Source organism: Lampropedia hyalina DSM 16112 (assembly GCF_900129055.1).
Taxonomy (GTDB): domain Bacteria; phylum Pseudomonadota; class Gammaproteobacteria; order Burkholderiales; family Burkholderiaceae_C; genus Lampropedia; species Lampropedia hyalina.
The window spans coordinates 1-15,830 of sequence record NZ_FQUZ01000029.1; the positions used below are offsets into that span (position 1 = coordinate 1).

A 15,830-nucleotide genomic window follows, 5' to 3' on the forward strand; every position below is an offset into this window, starting at 1 on the left:
TCGCCAGCTTCAAGGCCGAGCCGTCCCAGCGAAATGCGCTGGTGGTGTATTCGGCAGACTGTTTACCGTCCTTGCGCCTGAACTGCGGGTAGCGGGCACGCTTGGCGAAGAAATGGCCAAAGGCGGTTTGCAGATGCCGCAAAGCCTGCTGCACCGGCACGCTGGAGACTTCGTTGAGCAAGCGTATTCGGGCTGCTTTTTCAGGGCAGTCAGGGCCGCAGACATGGCGTGATACCCGACACGCTCTTGCCGCTGCATCCAGGCATCGGAGCGCAGGCGCAGCATGTGGTTGTAGGCAAAGCGGGCACAGCCGAACGTGCGGGCAAGCGTCGATGCTTGCTCGGGCGTGGGGTAGAACCGAAATCGGTAGGCGCGTTTGATGTCCACGCTGGTATTGTTTCACTAAAAGATAGCTCCCATAGAAAGGAAGCGAGACAGGGGCACTCTGCGAGTGCCGCGCTATCCCTCCCCGCCCTGAACAACGGGGTTTCTCGTGCAATCGGATGAATGTGGGGCGGGCTTCGCCATTGCGCGAGTTCGTGTCGCTCAGTCTGGCGTTGGTGCTGGGGGTAGTGGTGTTCGTGGTGGCCGTGTATCTGGGGTCGCGCTGGTTGTTGCCCTGGGTTCCGTTTGCGTGGGAGCACAGCGTCTGGCGCAGCCGGTGGCCAGCCGTCTGGCCGCCGAGGTTCCGGGCGCGCCACAGCGGTATTTGCAGGAGCTGGCCGATGCGCTGGCGGCGCGGATGGATTTGCCGCCGGGTATGCGTGTGCAGGTGCATTGGAGTGCCGATGCCACGCCGAATGCCTTTGCCACGCTGGGCGGGCATGTGACGGTGTTTCAGGGGCTGGTGGATGTGCTGGAGAGCGAGAATGCGCTGGCCATGGTGCTGGCGCACGAGATTGCCCATGTGCAGCACCGCGATCCGCTGGTGTCGGCCGGCAGTGGGCTGCTGGTGTCGTTGAGCTTGCAGGCCTTGCTGGGCAGTGGCAGTGATTCGGTCATCAGCCAGACTTCGGCGGCTTTGTCGCGGTTGGAGTTTTCGCGCCAGCAGGAACGCGCGGCCGATGCAGCGGCCTTGCGTGCCCTGCAACGCCATTACGGCCATGTGCGCGGCGCAGATGGTTTTTTTCGGGCCATGCTGCAACGACCCGGTCTGGCCCATCGTGCGCCTGAGTGGCTGAGCACGCACCCCGATACAGCCCAACGCCTGCAACGCATCATGGAAGCCAGCGAGGCGGCACCCGCCGATGCGCGACTCACGCCATTGCCGGTTTTCTTGGGAAGGTCTGCAAAACCCTTGCGGTAAGCCCGCGCCCGCCAGTGGGATGCAGCGCAAGGCGGCTTTTGCGGTCAATAGCGGGGCTATTGACCGCAAAAGCCAACGCGGCGATGCGCCCAGTGGCGGGATGCGGGCGGCGCAACGGGTTTTGCAGACCTTCCCTTGCGTACCGTGAACCAGTCGCCATCGCCATGAATGGCCTCCTGCCCTATCCGGCAGCGCGGCTACGCAAACCACGCACATACCACAGCCCCCAGGCCAGTCCGAGCAGGGCCGAAGCGAGCGAACCCAGCAGCACGCCCAGCTTGGCCGCGTTCTGGTAGCCCGGATCGGCAAAGGCCAGCATGGCAATGAAAATCGACATGGTGAAGCCCACACCCGCCAGCAGGCCAATCAAGCCGATGCCTGCCCAGGATACGCCCGGTGGCAATCGGCACCAGCCCAGTCGTACCAGCAACCCGCAGGTGAGCAACACGCCCAGCGGCTTGCCCAGCACCAGCGCGATCAGCACGCCAAGGGTGATGCGCAGGGTATCGGTCTGCGAAAGGTCGAGATTCCCCAGCCCCACTCCGGCATTGGCCAGTGCGAACAGCGGCATGATGCCAAACACCACCCAGGGGTGCAGGCTTTGCGGCACGCGCACGGCAGGCGGCAGAAGTTCGCGCTGTGCCAGCCGCATATCGCGCAGTGGTTGCGACAGGGTTTCGGCCTGGGCTGCCAGGTTCTGGATGGCCGCGCTGGTCTGGGCCAGCCACAGAGCCGGTGGCTGGCGCGTGGGCAGGGCACGCACGGGGGTGAGCAGACCCAGCAGCACACCGGCCAATGTGGGGTGTGCCCCGGTGAGCAACATGCCGACCCAGACGATGGCTCCGGGCAGCACATAGGCCCAGGCCGAACCGAAGCCGGTTCGTTGCAGGCCCAGCGTCAGCAACAGACCGGCACCGACCACGGCAAAGCCTTCCCACGCCAGTCCGCCGGAATAGAACAGCGCGATGATGAGCACGGCGATGAGGTCATCGATGATGGCCAATGTGAGCAGAAACACCCGCAAATGGGGCGGTATCGATTTCCCCAGCAAGGCCAGCAGGCCGATGGCAAAGGCAATGTCGGTGGCTGTGGGTACGGCCCAGCCCGCCAGCCGGGTGGCATCGGGCAGGTTCAGCAGGGTGTAGATGAGGGCGGGAGCGAGTACGCCACCTACGGCGGCCAGCACGGGCAGGGCCGCCTGGCGCATCTGGCGCAGTGCGCCATCGTGCATCTCGCGGCGGATTTCCATGCCCACCACCAGAAAGAACAGGGTCATCAGCCCATCGTTGATCCAGAAATGCAGCGATGGCGCAGCCTGCCACGGCCCCAGCGTGAATCCCACTGGCAGGTGCCAGAGGGCCTGGTAGTGACTGGCCCAGGGAGAATTCGCCCAGATCAGGGCCACGGCAGCGGCCCAAAGCAGCAGGCCACCGCCCACGGCTTCGACGTGGGAGAGCCGCCGCAGGGCATCGAGCAGGCGGCGGGTATGTGCGTGGGCGCGGGGAATGGGAGAATACCCGGTTTGCGGGTGGGTCATCAGGGCATGCCTTTCACGCGTGGCGGCCCGACCAGCGCGAAGAACCTGCCCTGCCGCACCATGCAGCGGACACCCTGGGGAGGATTCTACAAGATGGAGGATTCCAGCGTATGTCCCTCAGCTACACAGGGCGGTTTGCCCCCTCGCCCACTGGCCCGATGCACCTGGGGTCAGTGGTGGCGGCATTGGCGAGTTGGCTGGATGCGCGTGCGCACGGGCTGCTGCATGGCAACCACCGCCAGCAGTGGCTGGTGCGCATCGAGGATACCGACCGGCACCGCTGCCAGCCCGGAGCCGACCACGAGATTCTGCGCCAGTTGCAGGCACTGGGCTTGCAGCCGGACGCGCCGCCGCTGTGGCAATCCCACCGCCATGCCGCCTACCAGCAGGCACTGGATGCCTTGCGGGCGCAGGGCATGGCCTATGCGTGCCAGTGCAGCCGCAAGGAGATCGAAGCCGTCTGGCAGGCGCGGGGGGCGACGCGCTCGCGCTTCACCACCTTGCCGTATCCGGGCACATGCCGCGACCGGGCAGATGTGGAGCCGGTGCGGGCATGGCGGTTTCGCACCGACCGGCTGCCGTCGGGTGCAACGGCAGGCGTGCTGCATTGGCAGGATCGGCGGCTGGGGCCGCAGCAGCAGGATGTGGCGCAGGAAGTGGGCGATTTCGCGCTGTGGCGTGGCGATGGCATGTGGAGCTACCAGCTGGCCTGTGTCACCGACGATGCCGCGCAGGGCGTGACGCACATTGTGCGCGGGGCGGATTTGCTGGACAACACCGCCCGGCAGATTCGCCTGCAACAGGCATTGGGGCATGCCCGGCCACAGTATCTGCACATTCCGCTGGCTCTGGACGCGCTGGGCGAGAAACTCTCCAAAAGCAACGGCGCGGCCAGCATCGATGTGGGCCAGCCCGCACAGGTGCTGCAACAGGCCGCCAGTGTGCTGGGGCTGTCGCCGGTGGTATCGCCTGGGCAGGCCATGCCGCCTTCGCAGGCTCTGGCGCAGTGGGTGCAGCAATGGGCAGGGCAGAGATTCTTTGCGGCACAATCGTGACCATGCCAAGCTCCACCTCCACTCCCCCCATTTCCCCTGAAAAGCCTGATGCGCCAGCCGACGCACAGCAGCCATCCACCGACACGCCGCACCACCGCCCCATCCGCAGTTTTGTGCTGCGCACCGGGCGCGTCACCACTGGCCAGCAGGCCGCGCTGGATGCACTGGGAACCCGCTACATTCTGCCGTTCCAGCCTGCGGTGCTGAATCTGGCACAAGTCTTTGGCCGCGACGCGCCCACCGTGCTGGAAATCGGCTTCGGCATGGGCGAAGCCACCGCGCACATTGCCCGCCAGCGGCCCGACGAGAACTTCCTCTGCTGCGAAGTCCACACGCCCGGCGTAGGGGCCTTGCTCAAGCGCATTGGCGAGGAGCAGATCGGCAATATCCGCATCATCCAGCACGATGCGGTTCAGGTGCTGGCGCAGATGATCGCGCCCGCATCGCTGGCCGGGGTGCATGTGTTCTTCCCCGACCCCTGGCACAAGAAACGCCACCACAAACGCCGCCTGATCCAGCTACCGCTGGTGCACGAGCTGGCCCTGCGCCTTCAGCCCGGCGGCTATCTGCACTGCGCCACCGACTGGCAGGAATATGCCGAGCAGATGGTGCAGGTGCTCAGTGCCGAAGCCCTGCTGCGCCGCGACCCGGCGGCCGATGCCGATGGCTACGCGCCCCGCCCCTGGTACCGCCCGCTGACCAAGTTCGAGCAGCGCGGCCTGCGGCTGGGGCACGGGGTCTGGGATGTGCTGCACCAGCGGGCGTAGACAGGTTCTAAGCTGAATGCCGCTTACTTAACGCCGTCATTGCGGCGAAGGCCGCAATCCAGTGACGACATGGAGAAAAAACACGTTCATTTATCTTGGCTTGCTTTGTCACTGGATTGCCGGGTCAAGCCCGGAATGACGGGAAACAGGCTTAAGTAAGTGCCATTCGTTCTAAGCTGTGGTTTTTGATTGCGGTCGTATCGCCGTGAAAGTCCCCCAATGCCCCTTTCTTCTTCTCTCTACAACCCACGCCGCACCCTGGTGGCCGAGCAGATGCGCACCATCGAGCGGCGCGGCAGCAGCGTGGCCATCATCCCCACGGCCGTGGAACGGCTGCGCAACCGCGACAGCGGTTTTCCGTTCCGCCACGACAGTTATTTCTACTACCTGAGCGGCTTCACCGAGCCCGATGCGCTGCTGGTACTCGACTCCAGCGGCCACAGCACCCTGTTCTGCCAGCCCAAGCACCTGGAGCGCGAAATCTGGGACGGCTACCGTCTGGGGCCGCAGGAAGCGGTACGCCAGCTGGGGGTGGACAGGGCGTATTCCAGCCACGATCTGGACGCGCATCTGCCGCGCCTGCTGGAAAACCATGCTGCCGTCTGGTATCCGTTCGCCACCCACGACGGGCTGGCCGCACGGGTCGAGGGCTGGCTGGGCAAGGTGCGTGCCCGCAGTCGCTACGGGGTACTGACACCCCCCGCACAGAACGATCTGTGCCAGATTCTGGATGAACTGCGACTGGTCAAGGATGCGCATGAAATCGCGCTGATGCGCCGTGCCGGGCAGATCAGCGCGCAAGCCCATGTGCGGGCCATGCAACGGTCGGCGCAGATGCTGCGGCAGGGGCAGGATGTGCGCGAGTACCATCTGGAAGCCGAGCTGCTGCACACCTTCCGCGAACATGGGGCACAAGGCCCGGCCTACACCAGCATCGTGGCCGCCGGAGCCAATGCCTGCGTGCTGCACTACCGTGCCGATGCCGCGCCGGTACGCGAGGGCGAACTGGTGCTGATCGATGCCGCCTGCGAGCTGGACGGCTACGCCAGCGACATCACCCGCACGTTCCCGGCCAATGGCCGCTTCACCGGCCCGCAACGCGACCTGTACGATCTGGTGCTGGCCAGCCAGCAGGCCGCCATTGCCGCCACCCGCCCCGGTGCGCGCTTCAACGATGCCCACGATGCCGCCGTGCGCGTGCTGGCGCAAGGCATGCTGGACCTGGGGCTGCTGGATGGCCGCAAGCTCGGCAACGTGGATGAGGTGATTGCCAACCGCGACTACTTCCAGTTCTACATGCACCGCACCGGCCATTGGCTGGGCATGGACGTACACGATTGCGGCAGCTACATCGAACCGGGCGAAGCCGATCAGGGACAGCCACGCAAGGACGCGCTGTCTGGCGAGATCGTGCTCGATCGCCCCTCGCGCATCCTGCGCCCCGGCATGGTCACGACCATCGAACCGGGCATCTATGTGCGTCCTGCCGAAGGCGTGCCCGAAGCCTTCCACCACATTGGCATTCGCATCGAAGACGATGCCCTGGTTACCGCCACCGGCTGCGACCTGCTGACCCGCGACGTACCCGTGCAGGCCAATGCCATCGAAGAGCTGATGCGGGGTTGAACCCAGGTTCAGTGCAGCCACTGGATTGCGGCGAAGGCCCATTGAGAGAGCTGCCCATGGGGCCATTTCAACTGCCCTTGACACCCGAACTGCCGTCATTCCGGCGAAGGCCAGAATCCAGTACCCCCATGTGCCATTGGGCAATATCGGTTTTTTTCCAACGTCGTCACTGGATTCCGGCTTTCGCCGGAATTACGGTGCGGGATGTGACAAGTAGCGTTAGACAACCGTTGGCGAAAACCGAAACCATCCAGCAAGGCTGTTTCGGTTTGCCAAAAGAAAACGCCTTACTGTTCAAAAAACAGTAAGGCGTTCAATATGGTGCGGCTGGCAGGAATCGAACCCACGACCCCTTGGTTCGTAGCCAAGTACTCTATCCAGCTGAGCTACAGCCGCGTAAGCTTCGCATTGTACACGGAAAATGGCTTGCTTTCCGAAAGCAGCATGTTTTTTAATGGGATGGCTGGGGAATGGAGAAAATTTCTCCGCGTATGGCAGTGCCAGCCTGGATGTTGCGTTCGCCAAACCATCCCTGGTTCATTTCCAGCACATAACGTACCGGGCGGGTGGAACAGTGCGATTGTTCGCTCAGGGGCTGCATGTTGGCGAGATTGACGACGGTGCCGTCATCGGCCAGAAAGGCGGCAGTCAGCGGCAGCAAGGTGTTTTTCATCCAGAAGCACTGGATTTCGGCCTGTTCAAAGACGAACAGCATGCCTTCGTGCGCGGGCATGGTCTGGCGGTGCATCAGGCCGATCTGCCGCTCTTGCGGGGACTGCGCCACCTGTGCATCGATACGGAACATATTGGCCGAGAGTGCCACACGCGGCAGGTTCAACTGTGGCGCGTTGCTGGCACGGGCCAATGGCTCGGCCAGTTGCGCCCATGCGGCCATACCGAGCACACCAGTCATGAACAAGGCGATGCTGCCGCGCCGGGCGTGGGAAAACAGTGTCTGCAAAGTCATGCGGGCCATTGTAAGTGCGATTGTGGCAAGGGTGTATTCGGCTTGGTGTGTGGGCACGGAAATGGCACAATCCGCCCATGACGCATTCCCATGACTGCCACCACGGCCACGCCCATTCGCACCCCGAACCCACCCCGCAGGAGCCGCCCCGTCTGGCCGGGGAGCGTGCCACGCGCCAGCGTGCGGCCATTCGGGAGGTGCTGGCCTCCGAAGGCCGCCCGATGACTCCACCCGAGATTCTGGAGATCGCCAAGCGGCATGTGCCCCGCCTCGGCATTGCCACCGTGTACCGCAACCTGAAGGCGATGGTGGATGTGGGCGAAATCACCGCCGTGCCCTTGCCAGGCGATCGCCTGTACTACGAACTGGCGCACCGGGCGCGTGAGCACCACCACCATTTCCGCTGCAATGAATGCGAGCGGGTTTTCGATATTCCCGGCTGTGCTGGCGGCTTTGGCGATCTGGCCCCGCAGGGCTTCACCGTGCAGGCGCACGATCTGACCCTGTACGGGGTGTGCGCAGAATGCGGCACGGATGCAACATCACCAGAGGGTATCGCTACCGAGGCAGACCTTCCCTAAGCTTGCCAGACCTCGGCATAAGTCTGCCATGAGGGTCTGGCGGCCGGGTCAGGCTGGCTTGTCGCGGGCGTGCCCAGATTCAGCAATCCAATCATCTGGTCGTGTGGCTCGAACCGCATGACTTCGCGCAGAATGCCGCCCAGCGGCTCGGGGGTGCTGCTCCAGAAGCCACTGTAGTCCAACAGGTGCGCGGCATGGAGCATGTTCATGACGGCGGCTCCGGCGGCCAGCAGTTGCTCGAACTCCGGGGCCTTGGGGTGTGGCTGGATGTGTGCGGCCAGCACGATAACAGTGGGTGCAGTGGTGAGCTTGAGCGTGTATTTGCCGTGCAGGCCGCGCACGGCTTCGGTCTGCGCCAGCGGATGGGCCAGTACCTGCTGGAGCAATGACTGACGGTGTTCGCCCTGCACGACCTTGAAACGCCAGGGGCACAGACCAGCGTGGTCGGGGGCCACGGCAGCGGCTTGCAGAATGGCGGCGAGTTCATGTGCCTGGGGGCCGGGCTGCTTCAGGGGCCAGGCAGAGCGGCGGCTCAGCAGGTGCTCCAGCTCATCAGTGTGGGCGGCAGTGGACGGCAATGCAGCGGCGTGGTGTGGCATTCGATGGGTCTCCAGTGGCGGGCAGGCCGGTCAGTAGAAAGAATAGAAACAGCGGAACGGGATGTTCTTTTCTGCCCAGAATTCTGCGGCATCGCGGAACACGTCCAGCAGTTGTTCGCGCATTTCCTTGTTGAAGCGTTCGCTGGTGGGAATGTGTTCGAGCACGACGATGAAACCGGGCTGCTCACCGGCATGCAGCAGGGTGTCGGTCAGGCAGTCGTAGAGGGCATCGAGGTTGCGGCCAAAGTGGGCGGGCAGCAGAAACTGCTGGCCGGTTTCCGTCAGGATTTGCTGCTTGGTGGTGGCCTGAATCAGATTGGCATAGAGAAAGTGCTGTTGCAGCAGTTGTGCCGCCTGTTGCAGTTCCGGGGCCTTGAGGGCGCGAATGGACTGGACGATGTTGGTCGGGGTGGCATGGGCGATTTGTTCGGCCAACTCCTCGATTCGGGCATCGGGAGCGGAAGCGATGGGCGCATCGGCATGGCTTTCTGCTGTGCTGATAGGGGTCATGGCGGCGTGTATGCAAGGTGGAATGAAACGGCGGGTCTGGAGGCTTTGCCAGTGTGCCTTGTATAGAGGGTGCTGGCGGCCATTTGTTCAATTGTTTGCACCCAATCGCCTCATCTGCCACACAGCTTTCAGTTTGGCGGTGTCGGTTGCAGCCAAGCCGCCACCGCGTTTTCACCACTGCGCACAGCCCCTTCCAGCGTGCCGGGGTAAGGGCCGTCAATGTAGTCGCCACACACCAGCAGGCTGCCTAGGCCGGGCAAGGGCTGCATGGCAGGGCGCGCCAGACCCGCCGTGCAGGCAAAGGTGGCACGTTTTTCCACGACCGTGCCCACAGCAGTGAGGCGGTCAGCAGGCAGGTTCAGCAGTTGCGCGGCCTGTTGCAGACACTGGGCTTCGAGATGCTGGCGACTGCCCCGACTGGTGCTGGTGACCAGTGCCAGCAGCCCGGTATCGCCCGTCAGTGCCTGCCGGTCGAATGCAAACTGGGCAGGATGCTCGGCGGTGGGATGCAGCATGAGCATGGGGCGCGGCAGCAGCGACGTGTCAGGGGGATGCCCCTGTAGCCGCACATACACGGTGGCAATGGGTTCATGTGCCAGTTGCGCGGTGGTGTGCAGCCAGTCTTGCAGTGGGGCCGCCAGTGCAGGTTGCTCCTGGGTGAGTTGCGAGAGCAGCCGCAGGGCTTCGGCACTGTGCGTGGCCAGCAGTACGGCATCGCACTCGCGCCCGTCCACGCGCCAGCCCGCAATGCTCTGGCCATCTGCGGCCAGCAGCGGCTCCAGCCGTTGTACCCGGCGGCCACTGGCAAGCCGCACCTGCTGCAAGGCCAGCCAGTGCCACGCCGGTTCTGCCAGCAGTTCGCCCAACGGGACGCGTGGAATCAACAGGTTGGAGCTGCCTGGGCCGCCCAGCATGCTGTCTTGCAGCACGCGCAGGAACACCTGGGCACTGGCCTGCTGCACCGGGGTGTTCAGCGCGGCCACACACAGCGGTTCGATGAAGCCATCGAGCAGCGCGGCGGGCAGGTGCTGGCACAGTTGCGCCACGGTCTGCCGGGGCGGGGCACGAAAGCCCGCCATCTGCCACCGCAGCAGATGGCGCAGCAGTGCCCAGCGTTGCGACCACGTCCAGCCGCTGGCACGCCACACCCCCAGCAGGCCATCCCAGGGCGCAGGAAGGTTGGCAAACGCCAGCCCCTGACCCTGGCTGTCGCGCAGGTCCAGCGGCAGGCGCAGCAGCATCTGTTCTGGATCAACCCCCACCTGCTGCATCAGGCGCAGACTGCGCCCGTACGCGCCGATCAGAATGTGCTGGCCGTTGTCCAGTTGGCAGGGTGCGTCCAGCCCGGTTTCGAGGGTGACGGTGCGGGCACGGCCACCGGGGTGACGCGCCGCCTCCCACAGCGACACCTGCATGCCCGCCTGGGTGGCCGCCACCGCCGCCGCCAGCCCGGCCCAGCCCGCTCCGATGATGCCCAGACGGCGGGGTGTTCGCCCCATCGTGCAGTCGCTGGTGGCCTTCATCGCGGCATACGCCCCAGGGCCTGCACCTGCCATGCCAGCCAGAACTTGCGCAGCGGGGTGAGCTTGATGCGCTGGTGCAGCACCTGGAAACGCTCGCGCTCGATCTCGCGCAACAGGGTGCGGTAGATGTTGGCCATCATCAGCCCCGGCTTCTGGCCGCGCTTGTCGGCCTCGGGCAGCAACTGGAGTGCCTTGTCGTAGAGCTGGTGGGCGCGCTGGGCCTGGAACTGCATCAGTGCGACGAAGCGGTCGGAATGCTGGCGGTTGGTGATTTCGTGCGCCTTGACATCGAACTGCTGCAATTCATTGACCGGCAAGTAGATGCGCCCGCGCATGGCATCCTCGCCCACGTCACGGATGATGTTGGTGAGCTGGAATGCCTGCCCCAGCGTGTGGGCATAGGCAGTGGTGCCGTCCTGGGATTGGCCAAAGATTCGGGCCGACACCTCGCCCACCACGCCAGCGACCAGATGGCAGTATCGTTGCAGGCCCGGATAGTCTAGATAGCGGCTTTGCTGCAAGTCCATCTCGCAGCCCTCGATGATCGCCAGCAGATGACGGGCCTCGATGCCGTAGCCAGACGCGCAGGGCATGAGTGCCTGCATCACCGGGTGGCTGGGCTGGTCGGCAAACGACTGCACGACCTCCTTGCGCCACCACGCAAGCTTGGTGGCGGCCACGCCTGCATCATGTACTTCATCGACCACATCATCGATTTCGCGGCAGAACGCATAGAACGCCGTGATGGCCGCGCGCCGGTCCTGCGGCAGAAAAAGAAATGCGTAATAGAAGCTGCTGCCAGCTTCGGCGGCCTTTTGTTGTACGTACTGCTGTGGGGTCGTCATGGAGCGTGATTGTCCCATGCCGGGGTGACAATGCCGTGGTGTTTGAGGCCGTGACGATGCCATCTTTTGCCCATGGATTGCGCTGTGACAGACATTCGCAGAACTTTTCCCCTATGGAAACGCTGATTCATTCCGCCCGAGTCGCCGTGCCCCCTGTCGGGATGGGCGGCAAGGCGGTTTTGGGGGTCAATAGTGGTGCTATTGACCCCCAAATCCAACGCAGCAGACCGCCCGAGAGGGGGATGCGGGGGCCGGGAGGAATTATTCAGCGTTTCCCTATGCCTTGCGCCCCAGCCCCCGCACCTGCTCCAGCCAGCGGGCGCGCTTGCTTTCATCGGCATAGCGCACGGGGCTGAAATTGGTGATTTTCATGGGCTTGATGCCGCAGAAGCCCAGAATGGTGCGGCGCATCTGGTTGTGGCCGGGCATGCGGTTCACCCAGCGGAAATACCACGGTGGTGTGTCCATCGTGGTGAGGAGGTGGGCACTGCGTCCGGTCAGCAGGCGATCCCAGAATACCGAATTTTCGCGGTATTTGAAGGCAAATCCGGGCAGGAAAATGCGGTCGATCAGTCCCTTGAGCAACGCGGGCATGGCCCCCCACCAGATGGGATAGACGAACACCAGATGCTGCGCCCAGAGGATGGACTGCTGCACGGCCAGCAGATCAGGCTCCAGCTCCTGGATGCGGCGGTAGCCATGGTGCAGGATGGGGTCGAAGTTCAGGGCCGCGACATCGACGAAGCGAACCTCGTGCCCGGCTTCAGTCGCGCCTTGCACATAGGCCTGCGCCAGTGCCGCGCACAGGCTTTCCCCGTGGGGATGGCCAAGGATGACCAAAATGCGTTTGCTCATGGTGGTATGTGGAAATGGGGAAAATACTGGGGAAGGTCTGCAAAACTCTTGCTGTGAGCACGCGCCCGCCAATGGGAGCAGCGCAAGGCGGCTTTTGCAGACCTTCCCTATGAAAACCTTTTGCTTCGTTCATCTTAACAGCCTGCACCACACCGCCACCATGCACCCATCCGTTCATTCCACTGCCCCGGCATCCCCCCTGCCCCGCCGTCGCTTTCTTCGTCAGTTGCTGGCCACTCCGGCGGCCCTGTCGGTCGGGCTGTCGCTGGCGGCCTGTCGCTCCAGTGGCCCTCAAGGTAAAGCGATTGCCGCAGGGGAATCGGTGCTGGCATTGGGAGATTCGCTCACGCACGGGGTGGGTGCATCGGCAACGCAGGCGTATCCACACCGGCTGGCCGAGGCCACTGGCTGGCATGTGACGAATGCGGGAGTGTCGGGCGATACATCGGCACAGGCCCTGCAACGCCTGCCGGGCCTGTTGCAGGCACACCAGCCGAGACTGGTGATTGTGGGCATTGGCGGCAACGATTTTCTGCGCCGCCAGTCCGCCAGCGTGGCCGAGCAGAACATTCGCGCCATCTGCCAGCAATGCCTGGACACCGGGGCACAGGTGGTGCTGGTGGCCGTGCCGGCATTGAATCTGCTGGCGGCAGCCGGGGTGCTGAAAGACCACCGCCTGTATGCCGATATTGCCAGCGATCTGCCTGTCGCCCTGCTGGAAGGGACGTGGTCGCGCATTCTGTCGGACAGCAGTTTGCGCGCCGATCAGGTTCACGCCAACGCGCAGGGCTATGCCGCGTTCACAGAAGCCCTGCTGGGTGCCCTGCGCGACTGGGGCATGTGGCGGGCGTGATGGGCATGGGAGCCTATGGCTGCTCCGCCGGGCGGCTCTTGCGGGGCACTTTCCAGGCCGTGCCGTAGGCCAGCACTTCGGCACAGGCAATGCCACGGCCATTCTGTTCGTGCAGGGTCGCGGTTTCCAGTCGCACGGCAAAGATGACATTCGCACCCTTGCGGTGGGCCTGTTCCTTCATGCGCAGAATGGCTTCGCGGCGACCGCGATCCAGCAGCGATTCCAGGCTAGTCAAACGGCCACCAAACAGGCTTTTCAGCCCGGCGGCCACGGTTTTGAAGTAGTCGCTGGAGACCACCACCGAGCCTTGCACCAGGTAGAAAGGCTGCCCGGCCAGTTCAATGGGGGTGCGCTTTTCGTTGAAGACCTTGATGTGCCGAAACGCCTTTTCGCGCTGCACAATCGAGCGGTAGTGCCGCCGCTCCAGCAGCGTGCCGATCACCAGTCCGGCCAGCAGCATGACCAGAAACAAGCCGATCTGAAACAGCCATTCCATGCCGGTTTCTCCTGTGGATGCAATCAGTGCCCGGCAGGCACGGGCGGCACGCGCTGCTCCAGCACCACGGCCGTGCCATAGGCCAGAATTTCAGATGCCCCAGCGGCAATGTTGGAGGTGCTGAAGCGGATGTTGATGACGGCATTCGCGCCCATGTGCCGGGCCTGTTCCTGCATGCGATCCAGTGCCTCCTGGCGCGATTCATTCAGCAACTCGGTGTAGCCCTTGAGTTCGCCACCCACAATGTTCTTCAGGCTGGCCATGATGTCACGCCCGGCGTGCTTGGCCCGCACGGTACTGCCCTGCACCAGCCCGAGATGGCGGGAGATGGCATGGCCGGGGATGTATTCGGTATTGCTCAACAGCATGTCGGCTCGTTTTCGGTAAGGTGATGGAATGTCAGAGCGGCTCAGACCTCGACGGCCTCGAACCGCTCGGCTGGCTCGACGATCTGCTGCTGCGCCTCGATCAGCGGCAGGTCGCGCGATCCGGCCTGGGTGTGCTTGACCAGGGCATACAGGCTGGCCGTGGCCAGCTCCAGTGCCTGCGGCAGGGCGACACGCCGCAGCAGATGCCCCAGCAGAATGGCCGAGAACGCATCGCCCATGCCATTGGGCAAGGGCGTGAGCTGGATTTGCGGCGTTCTGACCAGCCAGGCGCGTTCGGGCGTGACGGCCAGCGTGCCCAGTTGGGTATCGCCCACATCGGGGGTGGTGAGGCTGGTAACCACGACGGTTTTGTGCGTGGCCTGCGCCAGTTGCCGCGCCTGTGCCACGGCCTGCTCCACCGAGGTGATGGTGCTGTCGCAAATCTGCTCGAACTCGAACTGGTTGGGCGTGATGATGTCTGCCGCCTTGACGGTGTGGCTGCGGTGGTATTCGGGAATGCCTGGGCGCACGAACACACCGCGTCCCACATCGCCAAACACGGGGTCGCACAGGTAGAGCGCGGCCGGGTTCGCAGCCTTGATGCGGGCCACGGCTTCCAGAATCACATCGCCAATGCTGCTGTCGCCCATGTAGCCGGAAAGCACCGCGCCGATGCGCGGCAGAATGCCTCGATCATCCAGCCCGGCCAGCACGTCGCGAATGTGGGCGGCATCGAACACCTGCCCCCGGAAGGCTCCATAGCCCGTGTGGTTGGAAAACTGCACGGTGTGGACGGGCAAGACTTCATGCCCCAGGCGTTGCAACGGAAATACCGCTGCGGAATTGCCCGCATGGCCGTAGGCCACATGGGACTGGATGGAAAGAACGAATTCGGTCACGTTGGAATACCCGGAAAATCAGAAACGGTGCGGTATTTTGACCGATTCGCACTCTGCATGGCCGCTGACAGTGAGCGGCAGGCTCTTTTTGCCGAAAAAAAGCCTCCCGAAGGAGGCTTTGCATCCATCAGGAAACTCGGATCAATCAGTCATCGCCACCGAAAATGCCCAGCAGTGCAAGCAGGTTGCTGAAGATGTTGTAGAGGCTGAGGTACACGCCCAGGGTGGCACTGATGTAGTTGGTCTCGCCACCATCAATGATGCGCTTGAGGTCATACAGCAGCCAGAACGAGAACAGCGCGATCACGGCCGTGGAGAGGGCGGCCATCAATGCGGTGGATTCGATCAGGAAGGCGTTGATGAGCGAGGCCACGATCAGCACCAGCGCGCCGACGAACAGCCATTTGCCTGCGCCCGACAGATCGCGCTTGATGACGGTGGCCAGCGAAGACATCACCGCCAGCACCCCGGCGGTTCCGGCAAAGGCGATCATGACGAGTTGCGTGCCATTGCCCATGCCCAGCACCCAGCCCAACATGCGCGAAAGCATCACGCCCATGAAGAAGGTGAAGGCCAGCAGCACGGCCACGCCTGCGCTGGAATGCTTGGTGCGCTCGATGGCGTACATGAAGCCAAATGCTCCGGCAAAGAACACCACCAGGCCCATCCAACCACTCAGGGAGGCGGAAATGCCGGTCTTCAGGCCCACCCAGGCCCCCAGCACGGTGGGAACCATGGAAATGGCCAGCAGCAGGTAGGTGTTGCGCAGCACGCGATTGCGCGTGCCAACGGTCGCGCCGTAATGCGCACCGCCCGCAGCGGGAAAATCAAAACGTGGGTTACTCATGGGGAAATCCTTCCGGTTGGGTTGAAAACAATGCCTGGATTTTATTCAGGTCTGCTTTTCCCTGAAAAATTCCGTTGAATTTGAAGGACTTTCGCATGCTGACATGGACAAGCCCGCACGATTCACGCTGGCTACACATCAAAAGAGGCTCCTGAAGGAGCCTCTTTTGCGTAGCAAAATCGCCTGTCATCCGATC

At 63.6% G+C, this 15,830-nt stretch carries 17 protein-coding genes, 1 tRNA gene and 2 pseudogenes; 6 read left to right on the forward strand and 14 right to left on the reverse strand.

The window, feature by feature from the left end; all coding sequences use genetic code 11:
- Together BUE21_RS15035 and BUE21_RS15040 are read right to left on the reverse strand one after the other, a co-directional pair.
- A pseudogene (locus BUE21_RS15035) lies at window positions 1-181 on the reverse strand (RNA-guided endonuclease TnpB family protein); the annotation flags it as partial.
- A gap of 125 nt (window positions 182-306) precedes the next feature.
- Window positions 307-387 (reverse strand): annotated as a pseudogene (locus BUE21_RS15040) (helix-turn-helix domain-containing protein); the annotation flags it as partial.
- Window positions 388-634: 247 nt separating this feature from the next.
- On the opposite strand from BUE21_RS15040, the gene BUE21_RS11115 reads away from it, so the two are divergent.
- Complete coding sequence (locus BUE21_RS11115; RefSeq protein ID WP_073356740.1) at window positions 635-1,306, forward strand: M48 family metallopeptidase; 672 nt, start codon at window positions 635-637, stop codon at window positions 1,304-1,306.
- Between the two features lie 181 nt (window positions 1,307-1,487).
- On the opposite strand, the gene nhaA is transcribed toward BUE21_RS11115, so the two are convergent.
- On the reverse strand, window positions 1,488-2,843 hold the full coding sequence (nhaA, locus tag BUE21_RS11120; protein WP_073356741.1) for a Na+/H+ antiporter NhaA: 1,356 nt from the start codon (window positions 2,841-2,843) through the stop codon (window positions 1,488-1,490).
- A gap of 110 nt (window positions 2,844-2,953) precedes the next feature.
- Here nhaA and gluQRS point away from each other — a divergent pair, with 110 nt between their 5' ends.
- The 3 genes from gluQRS (at window position 2,954) to BUE21_RS11135 (ending at window position 6,291) form a co-directional block, all read left to right on the forward strand.
- Window positions 2,954-3,898: a tRNA glutamyl-Q(34) synthetase GluQRS gene (gene gluQRS, locus BUE21_RS11125; protein ID WP_073356742.1), complete on the forward strand. Its 945-nt coding sequence runs from the start codon at window positions 2,954-2,956 to the stop codon at window positions 3,896-3,898.
- A 2-nt stretch (window positions 3,899-3,900) separates the two neighbouring features.
- Window positions 3,901-4,665 (forward strand): tRNA (guanosine(46)-N7)-methyltransferase TrmB, encoded by a 765-nt coding sequence (gene trmB, locus BUE21_RS11130; protein WP_073356743.1) that lies wholly within the window; start codon window positions 3,901-3,903, stop codon window positions 4,663-4,665.
- 219 nt (window positions 4,666-4,884) lie between these two features.
- Window positions 4,885-6,291, forward strand: coding sequence for an aminopeptidase P N-terminal domain-containing protein (locus BUE21_RS11135; RefSeq protein WP_073356744.1), 1,407 nt, complete (start codon window positions 4,885-4,887; stop codon window positions 6,289-6,291).
- A gap of 319 nt (window positions 6,292-6,610) precedes the next feature.
- Here the strand turns inward: BUE21_RS11135 and BUE21_RS11140 are convergent.
- Window positions 6,611-6,687, reverse strand: a tRNA-Arg gene (locus BUE21_RS11140).
- A 55-nt stretch (window positions 6,688-6,742) separates the two neighbouring features.
- Entirely contained in the window at window positions 6,743-7,258 is a 516-nt protein-coding gene (locus tag BUE21_RS11145; RefSeq protein WP_073356779.1) for a DUF192 domain-containing protein, read from the reverse strand.
- Window positions 7,259-7,335: 77 nt separating this feature from the next.
- On the opposite strand from BUE21_RS11145, the gene BUE21_RS11150 reads away from it, so the two are divergent.
- On the forward strand, window positions 7,336-7,839 hold the full coding sequence (locus BUE21_RS11150) for a Fur family transcriptional regulator (protein ID WP_084523209.1): 504 nt from the start codon (window positions 7,336-7,338) through the stop codon (window positions 7,837-7,839).
- Here BUE21_RS11150 and BUE21_RS11155 read toward each other — a convergent pair.
- The 5 genes from BUE21_RS11155 to BUE21_RS11175 form a co-directional block, all read right to left on the reverse strand.
- Complete coding sequence (locus tag BUE21_RS11155) at window positions 7,836-8,438, reverse strand: nitroreductase family protein (RefSeq protein ID WP_073356745.1); 603 nt, start codon at window positions 8,436-8,438, stop codon at window positions 7,836-7,838. The two genes, BUE21_RS11150 and BUE21_RS11155, sit on opposite strands and share 4 nt — an antisense overlap.
- 30 nt (window positions 8,439-8,468) lie before the next feature.
- Window positions 8,469-8,948, reverse strand: coding sequence for a barstar family protein (locus BUE21_RS11160; RefSeq protein WP_084523211.1), 480 nt, complete (start codon window positions 8,946-8,948; stop codon window positions 8,469-8,471).
- Window positions 8,949-9,076: 128 nt separating this feature from the next.
- Window positions 9,077-10,447, reverse strand: a complete 1,371-nt coding sequence (hpnE, locus tag BUE21_RS11165; protein WP_073356782.1) for a hydroxysqualene dehydroxylase HpnE — start codon at window positions 10,445-10,447, stop codon at window positions 9,077-9,079.
- A 20-nt stretch (window positions 10,448-10,467) separates the two neighbouring features.
- A complete protein-coding gene (gene hpnD / locus BUE21_RS11170; protein WP_073356746.1) occupies window positions 10,468-11,316 on the reverse strand; it encodes a presqualene diphosphate synthase HpnD in 849 nt (282 codons plus the stop codon).
- A gap of 276 nt (window positions 11,317-11,592) precedes the next feature.
- Window positions 11,593-12,171 carry an NAD(P)H-dependent oxidoreductase gene (locus BUE21_RS11175; RefSeq protein WP_073356747.1) on the reverse strand — a complete coding sequence of 193 codons (579 nt, stop codon included), beginning with the start codon at window positions 12,169-12,171 and terminating at the stop codon, window positions 11,593-11,595.
- 160 nt (window positions 12,172-12,331) lie between these two features.
- On the opposite strand from BUE21_RS11175, the gene BUE21_RS11180 reads away from it, so the two are divergent.
- On the forward strand, window positions 12,332-13,024 hold the full coding sequence (locus BUE21_RS11180; RefSeq protein ID WP_084523223.1) for a GDSL-type esterase/lipase family protein: 693 nt from the start codon (window positions 12,332-12,334) through the stop codon (window positions 13,022-13,024).
- Window positions 13,025-13,037: 13 nt separating this feature from the next.
- Here the strand turns inward: BUE21_RS11180 and BUE21_RS11185 are convergent, their stop codons facing one another.
- From BUE21_RS11185 to BUE21_RS11200, 4 genes are all read right to left on the reverse strand, one after another.
- Window positions 13,038-13,520 (reverse strand): YbjQ family protein, encoded by a 483-nt coding sequence (locus tag BUE21_RS11185; protein ID WP_073356748.1) that lies wholly within the window; start codon window positions 13,518-13,520, stop codon window positions 13,038-13,040.
- Window positions 13,521-13,543: 23 nt separating this feature from the next.
- Window positions 13,544-13,888, reverse strand: a complete 345-nt coding sequence (locus BUE21_RS11190; RefSeq protein WP_073356749.1) for a YbjQ family protein — start codon at window positions 13,886-13,888, stop codon at window positions 13,544-13,546.
- Window positions 13,889-13,929: 41 nt separating this feature from the next.
- Window positions 13,930-14,787, reverse strand: coding sequence for a pyridoxal kinase PdxY (gene pdxY, locus BUE21_RS11195; protein ID WP_073356750.1), 858 nt, complete (start codon window positions 14,785-14,787; stop codon window positions 13,930-13,932).
- Window positions 14,788-14,932: 145 nt separating this feature from the next.
- Window positions 14,933-15,634 (reverse strand): Bax inhibitor-1 family protein, encoded by a 702-nt coding sequence (locus tag BUE21_RS11200; protein WP_073356751.1) that lies wholly within the window; start codon window positions 15,632-15,634, stop codon window positions 14,933-14,935.
- Window positions 15,635-15,830 lie beyond the last annotated feature (196 nt).

Coding starts and splice junctions, on each gene's coding strand:
- BUE21_RS11155 (WP_073356745.1), bottom strand. CDS start 8,438: ATGCCACACCACGCCGCTGCATTGCCGTCCACTGCCGCCCACACTGAT.
- BUE21_RS11135 (WP_073356744.1), top strand. CDS start 4,885: ATGCCCCTTTCTTCTTCTCTCTACAACCCACGCCGCACCCTGGTGGCC.
- BUE21_RS11190 (WP_073356749.1), bottom strand. CDS start 13,888: ATGCTGTTGAGCAATACCGAATACATCCCCGGCCATGCCATCTCCCGC.
- BUE21_RS11180 (WP_084523223.1), top strand. CDS start 12,332: ATGCACCCATCCGTTCATTCCACTGCCCCGGCATCCCCCCTGCCCCGC.
- BUE21_RS11150 (WP_084523209.1), top strand. CDS start 7,336: ATGACGCATTCCCATGACTGCCACCACGGCCACGCCCATTCGCACCCC.
- hpnE (WP_073356782.1), bottom strand. CDS start 10,447: ATGGGGCGAACACCCCGCCGTCTGGGCATCATCGGAGCGGGCTGGGCC.
- BUE21_RS11185 (WP_073356748.1), bottom strand. CDS start 13,520: ATGGAATGGCTGTTTCAGATCGGCTTGTTTCTGGTCATGCTGCTGGCC.
- BUE21_RS11175 (WP_073356747.1), bottom strand. CDS start 12,171: ATGAGCAAACGCATTTTGGTCATCCTTGGCCATCCCCACGGGGAAAGC.
- BUE21_RS11200 (WP_073356751.1), bottom strand. CDS start 15,634: ATGAGTAACCCACGTTTTGATTTTCCCGCTGCGGGCGGTGCGCATTAC.
- BUE21_RS11145 (WP_073356779.1), bottom strand. CDS start 7,258: ATGACTTTGCAGACACTGTTTTCCCACGCCCGGCGCGGCAGCATCGCC.
- BUE21_RS11160 (WP_084523211.1), bottom strand. CDS start 8,948: ATGACCCCTATCAGCACAGCAGAAAGCCATGCCGATGCGCCCATCGCT.
- hpnD (WP_073356746.1), bottom strand. CDS start 11,316: ATGACGACCCCACAGCAGTACGTACAACAAAAGGCCGCCGAAGCTGGC.
- gluQRS (WP_073356742.1), top strand. CDS start 2,954: ATGTCCCTCAGCTACACAGGGCGGTTTGCCCCCTCGCCCACTGGCCCG.
- trmB (WP_073356743.1), top strand. CDS start 3,901: ATGCCAAGCTCCACCTCCACTCCCCCCATTTCCCCTGAAAAGCCTGAT.
- nhaA (WP_073356741.1), bottom strand. CDS start 2,843: ATGACCCACCCGCAAACCGGGTATTCTCCCATTCCCCGCGCCCACGCA.